Annotated in this window: 9 protein-coding genes; 5 read left to right on the plus strand and 4 right to left on the minus strand. The window is 67.8% G+C overall.

What is annotated here, in order from left to right; all coding sequences use genetic code 11:
• Positions 1 to 112 precede the first annotated feature (112 nt).
• The 5 genes from ACZ9YD_RS11820 (at position 113) to ACZ9YD_RS11840 (ending at position 6,176) form a co-directional block, all read left to right on the plus strand.
• Positions 113 to 985: a hypothetical protein gene (locus ACZ9YD_RS11820; RefSeq protein WP_465075407.1), complete on the plus strand. Its 873-nt coding sequence runs from the start codon at positions 113 to 115 to the stop codon at positions 983 to 985.
• Positions 986 to 1,355: 370 nt separating this feature from the next.
• Positions 1,356 to 2,369 (plus strand): zinc-dependent alcohol dehydrogenase family protein, encoded by a 1,014-nt coding sequence (locus ACZ9YD_RS11825; protein ID WP_465075541.1) that lies wholly within the window; start codon positions 1,356 to 1,358, stop codon positions 2,367 to 2,369.
• A gap of 188 nt (positions 2,370 to 2,557) precedes the next feature.
• Positions 2,558 to 3,724, plus strand: a complete 1,167-nt coding sequence (locus ACZ9YD_RS11830; RefSeq protein ID WP_465075408.1) for a PepSY-associated TM helix domain-containing protein — start codon at positions 2,558 to 2,560, stop codon at positions 3,722 to 3,724.
• 11 nt (positions 3,725 to 3,735) lie between these two features.
• Positions 3,736 to 3,915 (plus strand): hypothetical protein, encoded by a 180-nt coding sequence (locus ACZ9YD_RS11835; RefSeq protein ID WP_232136423.1) that lies wholly within the window; start codon positions 3,736 to 3,738, stop codon positions 3,913 to 3,915.
• Positions 3,916 to 3,968: 53 nt separating this feature from the next.
• The gene (locus ACZ9YD_RS11840; RefSeq protein ID WP_465075409.1) at positions 3,969 to 6,176 is read left to right on the plus strand and encodes a TonB-dependent receptor; all 2,208 of its coding nucleotides are present in this window, start codon (positions 3,969 to 3,971) and stop codon (positions 6,174 to 6,176) included.
• Positions 6,177 to 6,352: 176 nt separating this feature from the next.
• Here ACZ9YD_RS11840 and ACZ9YD_RS11845 read toward each other — a convergent pair whose 3' ends face one another.
• From ACZ9YD_RS11845 to ACZ9YD_RS11860, 4 genes are all read right to left on the minus strand, one after another.
• On the minus strand, positions 6,353 to 7,435 hold the full coding sequence (locus ACZ9YD_RS11845) for a DUF1615 domain-containing protein (RefSeq protein WP_465075410.1): 1,083 nt from the start codon (positions 7,433 to 7,435) through the stop codon (positions 6,353 to 6,355).
• A 156-nt stretch (positions 7,436 to 7,591) separates the two neighbouring features.
• Positions 7,592 to 8,797: a VWA domain-containing protein gene (locus tag ACZ9YD_RS11850; RefSeq protein ID WP_465075411.1), complete on the minus strand. Its 1,206-nt coding sequence runs from the start codon at positions 8,795 to 8,797 to the stop codon at positions 7,592 to 7,594.
• A gap of 266 nt (positions 8,798 to 9,063) precedes the next feature.
• Entirely contained in the window at positions 9,064 to 11,583 is a 2,520-nt protein-coding gene (locus ACZ9YD_RS11855; RefSeq protein ID WP_465075412.1) for a TonB-dependent receptor plug domain-containing protein, read from the minus strand.
• Positions 11,584 to 11,901: 318 nt separating this feature from the next.
• Positions 11,902 to 12,771 carry a type II toxin-antitoxin system RelE/ParE family toxin gene (locus tag ACZ9YD_RS11860; RefSeq protein ID WP_465075413.1) on the minus strand — a complete coding sequence of 290 codons (870 nt, stop codon included), beginning with the start codon at positions 12,769 to 12,771 and terminating at the stop codon, positions 11,902 to 11,904.
• Positions 12,772 to 12,979: the final 208 nt, after the last annotated feature.

A 12,979-nucleotide genomic window follows, 5' to 3' on the forward strand; every position in this document is an offset into this window, starting at 1 on the left:
CTGATGGCGGATCCCGCCTTTTTTTGTGTCTCGCGCGCCGCCTGTCGCCGGTGGTGATCCAGTCGGCGCCATCCGCCGTAAGCCATGCAGACCGATCGAAGGAGCGTCTGCAATGCACGTCGTGATCCGGAGTGTGGTGATGCTGGTGGCCGGCCTGTGGCTGGCCGGGTGTGCGACGGGCTTTCCGCGGGCGGCGGCGCCGTATGCAGCCGCTGACGGACTGGATGGCGCGGCCGTCCTGGCGCGCAGCGTGGCGGCGCATGGTGGTGATCTGCGCACGCGCAGCGGCGATCTGAACTACGCGAGCGACGGACGCTGGGAATCGCTGATCCAGCGCATCCAGCCGGTGGTCACCGATGCCGGCTATCGGGTGACATCCGAGACGCGCTATGCGCCCGCGCAGGGCTTGCTCGTGATCCGCTCGCAGGGCCCGACGGGCACGAAGCAGGTGGTGCGCAGGCCCGGCAGCATCGAGGTGTATCGCGACGGCGTGCGCGCGACCGACACCGAGACGTTGCAGGCGGCGGCGATGACCACCGATGCGTTCGAGCTGTTCCACTTCGGGCCGTCGTTCCTGGCCGCGCGTGCGACGCAGGTGACGCGCATGGCCGATGCCGACGAGGCCGGGCAGCGCTATCAGCGCGTGCGGGTGGAGATTGCGCCGGGCTTCGGCGAGGCGGCGAACGATACGGTGATCGCGTGGTTCGATGCGCGCACGTATCTGCTGCATCGCGTGCATCTGACCTTGAACGGATTTCCGACCACGCAGGGCGCGCACGTGGACACCACGATGACCGGCTATCGCGCGCTCGACGGCGTGATGCTGCCGACGCGCTTCCACGAGCGCGTGCGTGGACCGCTGCGCATCGATGCCCACACGTGGTGGGTGACCGGGCTGGATGCCGATCGCGGTTGGCAGGCCAGCGATGTGGCCGATGGCACGTTCAACGGCGCAGCGGCGCGGCCTGCAGACACGTTGCCGTAACCGCATACGGACATCGCCACCGGTTGCAGCGCCTGGCAGGCAAGCGTCGCGTCTCGCAGGGATTACAGGCGATCAAAACAGGCGATCGAGCGCCGTCGGACGCAGTTTCGGTGGCGCGCCTCTGCGGATCCTGGACATCGATTCCGGCAACGGATCCGCCTTACGGATGCCGAACTGGCGCGCTGCGTGTGCACCGACGTTGACGCGTGCGGCGCATCGCGGGCGTGCCGGTTGCAGGCCCACGCGTCCACAGGCCCCGAATGCGCGCTCTTTACAATGGCTGTTTTCCAGAGCGCCAACCGTCTGCGAGACCGCATCGCAGGCACGCGCACGCGGGTTGGCTCTGGACGCCATGTCATTGGAGAACGTAGTGAACGCATTTCAACTCGGCGCGCGCACAGGCCTCGCATCACTGACGGCCACGACGCGGCCGGACCCGGTTGCCGGGCCCGGGCAGGCGATCGTCGCACCGCGGCTTGTCAGCCTGATCAGCCGTGACCTGCAGATTCTGCGTGGCACTTACGGCGGTCCGCAGCCGGCCGAGCGCATCCCCATGTCCGAAGGCGTGGGCGACGTGATCTCGGTGGGCGAAGGCGTCACCCAGGTCAAGCCTGGGGATCGCGTGGTGTGCGGCCATTTCGCCACCTGGCTGGATGGAAAGTTCAGCCCCACGGTGTTCGGGCACGACATCGGCATCACCCACGATGGCTGGCTGGCCGAACAGGTGGTGCTGCCCGCGGCCTCGCTGATCCAGGTGCCGGATGCGCTGTCCAACGCGCAGGTGGCCGGACTGGCCTCGGCGGGCCTGACCGCGTGGAACGCGCTTGTGGAAACCTCACACATCAAGGCCAGCGATCTGGTGCTCTGCCTGGGAACCGGCGGCGTGTCACTGGCGGCGCTCAAACTGGCCAAGACACATGGCGCCCGCGTCGCCATCACCTCATCGAGCGACGAGAAACTGGAGATCGCCCGCCAGCTGGGGGCCGACATCACCATCAACTACCGCTCGCATCCGCAGTGGGCGGCCGAGTTGATGCGACACACCGGCGGTGCCGGTGCCGACATCATCATCGAGACCGGCGGTGTCGACACCATGGGCCAGTCGATTGCGGCCGCTGCGGTCAATGCCCGGATCATCGTGATCGGCGTCAGCCCGGGCCAGGGCCCTGCCATTCCGGACTATCTGGCCTTCATCGCGAAGAACCTGACCATCCAGGGCATCGCCAACGGCAGTCGCGCCATGTTCGTCGACCTGATCGGCGCCATCGAGGCCAACGACATCCAGACCGTCGTCAGCAAGACGTACCGCTTTGACGAGGCGCCCGAGGCGTATCGCTATTTCGCTGCGGCGGGACATCTGGGCAAGGTAATGATCGCGTTGTAATCCGCGACCGCGTGCAATGCGGCGGGAATTGCGGACCATCCGGCGCCCCGCTTGGCGCGGCGCAGCGCCGCGTCTCACGCAGTGGCCGTCTCCAAGTGCGGCGAGCTGGCCCGGAATCTACGATCCCACACGGCCTACACAGGCGCTGTTGCTGTAAATGAGAGTAATTCGCATGTAATATCCGCCGCATGCAAAATCGCTCGATCCGTGCCTGGGCATGGGTGCACAAGTGGACGAGCCTCGTCTGCACCCTGTTCCTGTTGATGCTGTGCCTCACCGGGCTGCCGTTGATCTTCCATGACGAGATCGACCTGCTGACCGAGGGGGCGCCGCAGTTCCGTCTGCCTGGTGTGGGCTCGTCGAGCGACGCGCCCGGCTTGCGCCCGCTGGACGACATGCTGGCCCGCGCACTGGCGGAACGTCCGGGTGAGGTGCCGGTGTTCATGGCGTTCGACAACGACCAGCCGTCGATGACCGTCACCACGGCGCCGCTTCCGGATTCGCCCGCCAGCGACATGACCATCCTGCAGCTGGACCGTTCGACCGGCGAGATCTTCGCGGCCGAGAGCGACGGCGAAGGCGTGATGCATTTCATCCTGCAGCTGCACACCGACATGTTTCTGGGGCTGCCGGGCATGCTGTTCCTGGGTGCGATGGGGCTGCTGTTCGCCGCGGCCGTGGTCTCGGGCGTGGTGCTGTATGTCCCGTTCACGCGCAAGCTGCCGTTCGGCACGCTGCGCTATTCCCGCAGCGCGCGCGCGAAGTGGCTCGACTACCACAACCTGCTGGGCGTGGTGACCGTGGCCTGGGTCCTGGTGGTCGGCATCACCGGCACCATCCACACCCTCGCCGACCCCATCAACCAGGCCTGGCAGCGCAGCGAGCTGGGCGAGATGACCCGCGCCTACGCGGGGCGCGAGGCGCTGCCGCCGGCCCGTTATGGCTCGCTCGACCGCGCCATGGCGCGTGCCCGCGAGGCGCTGCCCGGCAACAACCCGCAGTTCATCGCGTTTCCCGGCGGCAAGTTCAGCTCGAAGCATCATTACGCGGTGTTCTTCCAGGGCGACACGCCGCTGACCGAGCGGCTGCTCACCCCCGCGCTGATCGATGCCGAAACCGGTGCGTTTACCGATGCGCGCCCGATGCCCTGGTACTACAAGGCGCTGTCGCTCTCGCGCCCGCTGCACTTCGGCGACTACGGCGGCCTGCCGCTCAAGCTGCTGTGGGCGGTCCTCGATGTGTTCACGATCGTCGTGCTGGTGACCGGCCTGTACCTGTGGCTCGGCAAACGCCGCGCCCGCGCGTTGGCGCCCGCCGCAGCGACGCCGTCGCCCAGATTGCGGCGCGCCGAATGAAGCCGCATTCGATGAAGCAGCACCGCACGCTGCGCCACGTCTTCGCAGTGCCGGCGGTGATCGCCGTGGCGGGGCTCGTCGGGCTGGTCAGCGCGCTCACCGGCGACGGCTGGCGCGACGGCCTTGCATGGCTGGGCCTTGCAGCGCCCGTGGCAGCGGTGCTGTGGGCACGCGCGGCCCGGCGTTCGTGATCCGCCTACCTCTCCCTGTCCGATCTGCGTGTTTTTTCTTTCCGGAGTTGACCATGTCCCACCGCCATCCGCGCCGATGCCATCTGGCACTGTTGATCGCAACATTGCTGTCCGCGCCGTGTGCGTTCGCCCAGGATGCGCAGTCCCCGCGTGCCGATGACGCAGCGCGCATGCTCGACCGCGTGATCGTCACGGCGCAGCGCGGCAACCAGACCGGCGTCAGCCGCGCGGGCGGTGTGGGCGTGCTCGGCGAGCAGGCGGCGGAGGACGTGCCGTTCGGCATCCGCAGCTTCAACGCGGCGTTGATCCTCAACCAGCAGCCGCAGACGCTGGGGCAGGTGCTCGAGAACGACCCGTCGGTGCGCACCACCTACGGTTTCGGCAACGCGGCCGAGCAGTTCGTCGTGCGCGGCTTCGCGCTGGCCGGTGACGACATCGGCTACGACGGCCTGTACGGCATCCTGCCGCGGCAACTGGTTGCGCCTGAGCTCTACGAATCCGTACAGGTGCTCAACGGCGCCAGCGCATTCCTCAACGGCGCCGCGCCCGGCGGCTCCGGCATCGGCGGCAGCGTGAACCTGGTGCCCAAGCGGGCGGGTGACACGCCGCTCAATCGGGTCACGCTGGGCTTCACCTCACCCGGCCATTCGGGCGCGAGTTTCGACATTGCACGGCGCGTCGGCGGCGACGCGGCGTGGGGAGTGCGCGTCAATGGCGCCACCCGCGGCGGCGATGTGGCGATCGACGACGAGGACCGCCAGTCCGATGTGCTCGGCCTGGCGCTGGACTACACCGGCAACGGTTTCCGCGCGTCGCTGGACCTGGCCTACCAGGACATCCGCGTCGAACGCCTGCGCCCGAAGGTGACGGTCAACGACGTGGTGCCGCGGGTGCCGGATGCGGACCTCAACTACGGCCAGCCGTGGCAGTACACCGAGCTGCGCGACGTGTTCGGCCAGCTGCGCGCGGAGTGGGACATCGGCGAACACACGCTGCTCTACGGTGCACTGGGTGCACGCGACGGCCGCGAGGATGGGTTCTACAGCTCGCTCACGCTGCTGGATGCGGACACCGGCGATGCCAGCGTCAGCGGCTCCTTCATCCCGCGCACCGACAACAACGAGGCGGCGACCGTCGGCCTGCGCACGCAACTGGAGACCGGCCCGGTCAGCCACGCACTCAATGTCGGCGTGTCGGCCAACTGGCTGACCAATCGCAACGCGTTCGAGTTCTACGCCGACGCGATGCCCACCAATCTGTACAACCCGGTGGACACGGTGCGGCCGTCGACCGTGTCGTTCGTCGGTGGTGATCTGTCCGATCCGTTCCCGATTTCGAAGACGCGCCTGACCAGTGCGTTCGTGTCGGACACACTCGGCTTCCTCGATGACCGCGTGCTGCTGACCGCCGGCGCACGGTTGCAGAAGATCAACGTGCGTTCTTACTCCAACGTGACCGGTGCGCTGACCGCCGAATACGACGAACAGGACGTGACCCCGGTCTTCGGCGTCGTCTACAAGCCCATCGACGGCATGTCGCTATATGCCAACCGCATCGAGTCGCTGGTGCAGGGCGGTACCGCGCCGGTCAGCGGCGCCAATCCCGGCGGCGGCGCACCGCTGCCGGTCAGCAATGCCGGCGAGGTGTTGAAGCCGTACGTGTCCCGTCAGACCGAGGTCGGCGTCAAGTTCGGCCACGCGCGCCTCGCCGCGGGTGTCGCGCTGTTCCAGACGGACCGCGAGACCGCATTCCTGCAGCCCGACCCTGCCACCCTGGACGCCCTGCGCTTCGGACCGTTCGGCGAACAGCGCAATCGCGGCATCGAATTCAGCGCCGAAGCCACGCCGGTCGATGGGCTGCGCATGATCGGTGGCGTCTCGATCCTGGACACCGAGCTGCGCCGCACCGTGGGCGGTCTGAACCAGGGCAACGACGCCGTCGGCGTGCCCGACCTGCTGGTCAACGCCAACGTCGAGTGGGACGTGCCCGCCCTGCCCGCGCTGACCCTGACCGGCCGCGCGGTCCACACCGGCGAACAGGCGGCCAATCTCGCCAACACCACACATCTCGACAGCTGGACGCGATTCGACATCGGCGCGCGCTACGTCACGCTCGTCCGCGACCATCCGCTGACGCTGCGCTTCAACATCGACAACATCACCGACGAACGCTACTGGGCATCCGCGTTCGACAGCTTCCGTCCGGATCTGCTGCAGGGCGCGCCACGCACCTTCAAGCTGTCGGCTTCGATCGATTTCTAACCGGTGGGCGGCGGCGTGCGTTCGGCGGAATCACGGACAGTCCAATTTGGTCCGTGTTCCGACACCTGCTTTCGATCAACGGAAGTCGGCGGAGTGGCACGCGGCGCGTCATGCCGACGTGGCGAACCGGCGCGGACAGGAGATCGCGGTCGCGGCTGGGTGTCGCCGCGCCTGACTCAGCGCTGCATGCAGCGTTCCCAGCGTTCCTGGACGCGGTTGGCGAACCACGCGGTCGTCAAGGTACGGGTGATCTTCGGGCTGTCCAGCACGATGCCCGGCAGCACGGCGCGAGGTAGCGGCGCGCTGGCGGCGCTATCGGCGAGTTCAAAGACGCGGGCATATAGATCGGTGTCTTCGAAGTCGAGTTCAGCGCCCTGCTGCAGCGCGCGGCGGATCTGCGCATCATTCATGCCGATGCGGCCGCCGAGTGCGCGCACGGCGCGTTCGGTGGCACCGGGGGCGTCGAGATTCGCGCCCGGCAACAACAAGTCACCATCCAGGGCGAGTTCGATGCCCGAGGCTTGTGTCACCGCGTTCTGGAAAGCCGCGTTGCGACTGGCATACCAGCCGGCGTTGAAATCGGCGAAGCGGTACAGCGGCGTGTCGTAGTTCGCCTCATACCCCAGTAGATGGGTGGTGCCGAAATACAGGCCGCCGCGCCGGGTGAACACTTCCTTGCGAATGTCGCGGTCCATGGGATACGGGTAGCCACGCGCGTGCGTTTGCGCGAAATCGATGCGCACCTGCATCGGTCCGCCGGTGCGCACCGGGTTGAGGCCGGCGAACAGCCGCCCGCCCAGCGGCACGACGCCGATGAAGTCCTCATAGAGTTCGCTGAGCTCGCGCTCGGTGCGCACACGTTCCAGCCGCTGCGCGTAGGTGCGGCCGTCGGGCGAATCCAGCCGCAACGCGGCGTTGAGCAGGAACCCCGGCACGTGCAGCGCACCGGCGCGGCGTTCGATCTCGGCGCGCGCGATCTTCGGCAGGCCGGCCACCGTTGGATCGGCGGTGTAGGTGCTCTCCTGCTCGGTCACGGCCAGCACCGCGCACAGATGTTCGCTAGTGGGCGCAATGTCCTGCGCGGTGAGCGCGACATAGACGTCGTTCGCCCAGCCCTGCCGATCGTCCAGGCGGGCGGGCAGCTTGCGCAGAATCTCCGCGCGCACATCGTCCGGGCTGCGCTGCATCTGCAACGGCGCCCGGCTGGCGCAGCCGGCGAGCAGCGACAACGCGATCAGGACAGACAGGATTCGGATCATGGCAGGCGCATTACGGCGAACGGTGCGGCATCGTGGCAGACCACGTGTCGTGCGCGCGGATCGAGGGCGTCGACGGTCATGCGAATGACAGGATCAGGTTCGCGCGCGGCGTGCGCCGGTGGAGAGACGCGCATCCGCGCCACGGCGCTGCCGGGGTCAACGCCTGTCGCCGTCGCGTGCGTCCTGCGCCGCCGCTTCGCGGTCGGTGCGCGCCGCATCCACGCCGGCGTCGCGCGCGTTGCTGGATCGCGACACTGCTGCCTCGCGTTCCGCCTTGGCTGGCTCGATGATGCCGTCGCGTTTGGCGCTGGCCTGGTCGTTGGCGTAGCTGCGTTGCCCGGCCGTCGCGCGGCCTGCGTTGTAGTCGGCGGAGGTGGCGGTGACGATCGCGTTGAACTCGCGGCTGGCCTTGTCGACGAGGCAGTTGTAGCGCTCGGCATGCGTGCCGACGGTGCGGTTGAACGCGTTCGATGCGGCACTGATGCGGCAGTTGAAATGCGCATTGATCGCGGCGAGGCGCCGGTTGAACAGCGCGTTGAGATCGGCGCGGTTCTGCGCGGCGAGATATTCCCCGCCGCCGGCTTCGGCGACGCCGCGCAGCTGCTGTTCGGCCTGCGCATCGACGTCGAAGCCGATCACGTTGACGACCACGCCGATGTCGCTGGCCTGCAACGCGCGCGCGGCCGCGGCGGGATCGCCATCGCAGGTTTCGATGCCGTCGGAAACGAGATAGACCACGTTGCCCTCGGCGTTCGCACCGCCATCGGCGAAGTCGCGCGCGGCGGCCTGCAAGGACGCGGCGATCGGGGTGAAGCCGCTGGGCTGGAACGACCGCACGGCGGTTTCGAATGCCGCCGCGTCGCGCGGGGCAAAGGGCAGCACACGTTCGGTGGCGCGGCAGGACGCGGCCTTGTCCTGTTCGCGGTTGCCGCCGCGGTGCCCGTAGACGCGCAGCGCGATCTGCGCGTCGCCTTCGATACGGCGCGCAAAATCGAGCAGCGCGTCCTGCGCGATCACGAGCTTGGTCTCGCCGCCCTGGCGGCCGGCCATCGAGCCGGACGCATCGAGCATCAGCAGCACGCGACGTGGTGCAGATGGCAGGCCGGCGACATCGCTGTCGGCGCAGGCCTGCGCATCGGGTGACTCGGCCTGCGGGCAGGCCGCGATGTCTTCGCCGTGCGTGGCGACGAGGCCTTCGTAGTAGCTGCGCAGCGCGGGATCATCGGTCGCCGCGGCGGTGGCTGCGGCTGCGTCGGGCGTTACGGGAGACGCGGCGGTTTCAGCGTTATCGGATCGGCTGCAGCCCGAAGCCAGGCAGGCGGCGATCACGAGGGCCAGCAGATGACGGGCGTTGCGCGGCATGCGGCGTCTCCGGTGTGGACGGGCAGTGTGCCGCCTGGGCGTCGATGCGGGATCAAGACGGCCGCGCGATCGTCGCTGCTCCCCGATCATCCGGCCCCTTCACCTGCGGACGCGCTGCGGGCGGTTCTCCGGGCGGCGTTTCGGACGCGGACGTGGCGCGGTTCGGACGCGTCCAGAAATGCGAACGCCCCGACCCTTCCGGATCGGAGCGCGCATGTTCTGCCGCGTGGGGCCTCGACGTGATCGCCGCGCGCGGACCTCCGCGGTCAGAAGTTCCAGCCCACCCGTGCGTAGTAGAGACCGCCGTTGAATCCGTAAGGCGAATGCACCGGATACGCGGCGCCGGCCACCGATGCACCCCAGGGATTGTCGCGTGGCACGCGGTCGAACAGGTTCTGCGCGCCGACGTTGACGTACAGGCCGGAAGCGAACTTCCAGCCGACCTCCAGGTCGACGATGGTTGCACTGCCGTTGTCGATGGGAAGGCCACCGTCCTCGATCGCGATCACGCCGCTGTCCACGTGATCTTCGAACCACGAGCCGTAGTAGCTCAACCGAAGATTCGCGTGGAAGACATCGCGCTGGTGGTTGATGCTGAAGTAACCCTTGGTCCTGGGCAGCGATTCCTCGATCTTGTAGACGCGTGCCTCGTCGACGAAGTCGGCGTTGAACCGGTCGACTTCCGTGCGATTCCAGTTGCCGGCCAGCGCGTAGGTGGTGGTGCCGCCGAAATGATCGCTCTCGTAGCTGGTCACCAGGTCGATGCCGCTGGTGGTGGTGTCGAACGCGTTGCCGAAATAGGTCACCGATGTCAGTGAGGCCGCTTCGGGGTTGCCCGACGCCACTAGCTGCGCACGTTCGGCATCTGTGAGTTCGAAACTCGAGCTCAGGGCAACGCGGTCCTTGACCTCGATCCGATAGGCATCGGCGGTCACCAGCCAGTTGCCGCTGTCCCACACCAGACCGAACGACAGGTTGTCCGATTCTTCCGGCGTCAACGGCTGCGCACCCTTGAGAGCGGCAATCGGATTGGTTGGCGGCAGCGTGGCGATATCGACCAGGCCACTGCCCTGGAACGCGGTCGTGATCTGGCTGACGTTGGCCTGCCCGGGCGTGGGCGCGCGGAAGCCGCTGCTCACCGCACCGCGCAATGCGAAGGTGTCGGTGAAGTCGTAGCGGCCGGTCAGCTTGCCGTTGGTGGTGGTGCCGAAATCGTCGAAATCCTCGTAGCGCACCGCGGCGGCGAGCAGCAGCTGCTCGGTGAGTTGCGCTTCCGTATCCAGATACACCGCCCAGTTCGCGCGATCGAACGTCCCGGCCGTGCGCGGGCTGAAACCGTTGAATCCGTTGGAGCCGAGCGCGAAGCCCTGCGCGGTCAACGGACCGATGGCGGTGGACGCGCTGTCGCCGGCACTGATCTCGAACTCTTCCTTGCGCCACTCCAGACCCGCGGCGACGCTCAGCGGCCGGACGGTGAAGCCGGTTTCAAAATCCCGGCCCAGGTCGAAGTTGACGCCGGTTTCGGTCTGCACGTTGCCACCGGGGCGGAAGACCAGACCTGCAGGCTGGTTCGGACCCAAAGAGGCGTTGACCGTGTTGCGGATGGTGAAGTCCACCTGGTTGCGGCCATAGGTCGCGCTGGCATCCCAGAACCACTCGCCCCACGCGCCTTTCGCACCCGCCACGATGGAGACGTCCTCGAGCTCGCCGCCGAAGCGCGGCGTGAATCCACCGGGCAACGTGGAGAGAAAGGTGAAGCAATCGGCCGGCAGCGCACCCACGGCCGCGCTCACACCGGCGTAAGGCAACAGGGTTCCATCGGCGTCACGCAGTGCGATGGTGGGACACACACCGGTACCGCTGAGACTGCCCACCAGCAGGGTCTCGCCACCGTCGTTGGAGTACACGCCCGAACGTGCGGTCGGGTCGCGGAAGTAGAAGCCGCCATCGATCTCGCGCTTGGCGTAGTTGCCGAACAGGTAGAAATCGGCGACGTCCGTGCTGATGCCGGTATTGGCGACGAACTTGAAGTCCTCCTTGACCTCGGGCGAGCCCCAGATCTGCGCGGGATTTCCGATGCCCGGATAGCCTGCCGCGATCGCCGCCGCGGCATCGTCGCGCTGGACGCTGCGCGAGGTGGCATCGGCCTGACGCCATTCGGCGGTCAACGTCGCGAATCCCCGCTCGGTCAGCGGCAACCCGATCTGCGCGGAGTACTGCGTGGTGAATCCGTCACCCTCGTAGTACTGCCCGGCGAACACTTCGGCCGTACCGCCCTCACGCAGTTCCTTGAGACCGAAGTTGATCACGCCCGCGATCGCATCGGAGCCGTACTGCGCGGCGGCACCATCGCGCAGCACCTCTACCTGGCCCAGCGACAGCGACGGAAACACCGACAGGTCCGGGCCCTGCGCGCCATCGGAAAGACCATGGCCGAGGAACGTGATGACCGCTGCACGGTGGAAGCGTTTGCCATTGACCAGCACCAGCGTGTTGTCTGGCGGCAGGCCGCGCAGATTGGCGGGACGCACGAGACTGGATGCATCATCGATCGGCACGGTGCTGACGTTGAACGACGGCACGAGCACACGCAGCTGATCGAGCGCGTCGGTGGCGCCCTGGTTGCGGAATTCGTCTGCGCCGATAATGTCGATCGGCACCGCCGACGACGACACCGACCGTGGTTGACTGCGGCTGCCGAGCACCGACACGGTGTCGAGCGTGGCCGCTTCCTCCTGGGCAGGAGGGGATTGCTGCGCGAAGACGGGTGCGCCGGCTGCGAGCACTGATACAGCGATTCCTCCCCGGATTGCGACGCTCAGACGTGAGAGATCTGAGCGGCGCGTGTGCTGCGTGGCATGCATGGCGTAGTCCTCGGCAGTGGTGACCCCCCCGGGTTCCGTAACCGTTGCGGCCGCTTTATGCCGCGCTGCAGCATGGTTAACAGAAACTAAACCGATCAGCAACGGTCATCGTCACGACTCGAGGTTTTCATTCTCCAGTGGCAGCCGCCCACGGCTTCGCAGCGCATCGATCGACGCGGTCAGCTGTCCACGGTCGGGTCGTCGGTCACGGCAACACACGTGACGCGCGACCCTGAACGCTCAGCGGTACGGCCCCGGCCCGCGCCAGACCACTTCGCCGCGGCGGTACACGCGATGGAAGCCGATGACCTCGCGCGCGTCGCGGATGTTGGCCATCTGCGGATCTTCCGGGGCCAGCATGCGGCAGTCGCTGGACTCGCGGCGGATCGCGGTTTCCAGCGGGCACACCATGTAATCGCGGGTGCCGGGCAGCGGGATGAAGAGTTCGGTGACACCTTCGTCGCGCCATTCGCGCAGGCGGGTTTCGCTGGTGGTGTCGTAGACCACCTGGTAGCCGCCGACTTCGAGGCTGGGCTGGTCGGACGTGGAATCGCGGCCGCGGCCCTGGCCGATGCGCGCGGTACGTTCGCGGCCGGCGTTCACCGGCGCAGTCGCCTCGGGCAGCATGCCGGGCGGCTGGCCCCAGGTGCGCGTGCGACGCTGGGCATCGGGCGGGCTGGCGGCGGCCTGCGACTGCACGGGTTGCGGCGGTGTCGCCGGGGCCGGCGGCGCGGGACGCGGCGGACGGACTTCGGTGAGGGCTTCGACGGGCGCGACCTCGTCGGGCGGCACCGGTTCGGCGGCTTCCTCGACACGCGTGGTCACCACACGCGACGTCACGGGCGCGGCCTGCGTGGGCGGCGTCTGCGGTGGCGGGCTCGCAATTGGCGCGGTCACCGGCTGCGGCGGGGTGATGCCGATGTACTCGACCGCCATCGGGCTGCCGGCCGATGCGCCCTGCGGCGTCTTGAAGACGATCGGCTGGGAGGTCAGCAACAGATACGCGAACAGCACATGCAGCACGGCGCTGACCAGCGCGGAGAACCACGGCTGCAGACGTTCGTTGCGGGACGGGGCGCGTCCCTCCGGACGGCGAAACGCCTCGCTCATGCCGCCTGCAATGCGTCGGAGGTGCGGGCCTTCATGCGGAATCTGGAGGTGCGGCGTGGGGACCGGCATCGTAACGCGAGCGGATGTGCAAACGCGGGCACGTGACGGTTGTGATCCAGCCGGCATGCAGGTGCCGGGCGACGCCAGGCCCGACGACCAGTCGCAGGCATCAGATGACGCCGCAACGCCCCTGTTCATCCCGTACGCG

The sequence above is a fragment of the Luteimonas sp. AC640a genome, assembly GCF_979256585.1.

Bases quoted from the DNA above. Each gene is read 5' to 3' on its own strand.
- ACZ9YD_RS11820 (WP_465075407.1), top strand. From the start codon at position 113: ATGCACGTCGTGATCCGGAGTGTGGTGATGCTGGTGGCCGGCCTGTGG.
- ACZ9YD_RS11860 (WP_465075413.1), bottom strand. From the start codon at position 12,771: ATGAGCGAGGCGTTTCGCCGTCCGGAGGGACGCGCCCCGTCCCGCAAC.
- ACZ9YD_RS11850 (WP_465075411.1), bottom strand. From the start codon at position 8,797: ATGCCGCGCAACGCCCGTCATCTGCTGGCCCTCGTGATCGCCGCCTGC.
- ACZ9YD_RS11840 (WP_465075409.1), top strand. From the start codon at position 3,969: ATGTCCCACCGCCATCCGCGCCGATGCCATCTGGCACTGTTGATCGCA.
- ACZ9YD_RS11845 (WP_465075410.1), bottom strand. From the start codon at position 7,435: ATGATCCGAATCCTGTCTGTCCTGATCGCGTTGTCGCTGCTCGCCGGC.
- ACZ9YD_RS11835 (WP_232136423.1), top strand. From the start codon at position 3,736: ATGAAGCAGCACCGCACGCTGCGCCACGTCTTCGCAGTGCCGGCGGTG.
- ACZ9YD_RS11830 (WP_465075408.1), top strand. From the start codon at position 2,558: ATGCAAAATCGCTCGATCCGTGCCTGGGCATGGGTGCACAAGTGGACG.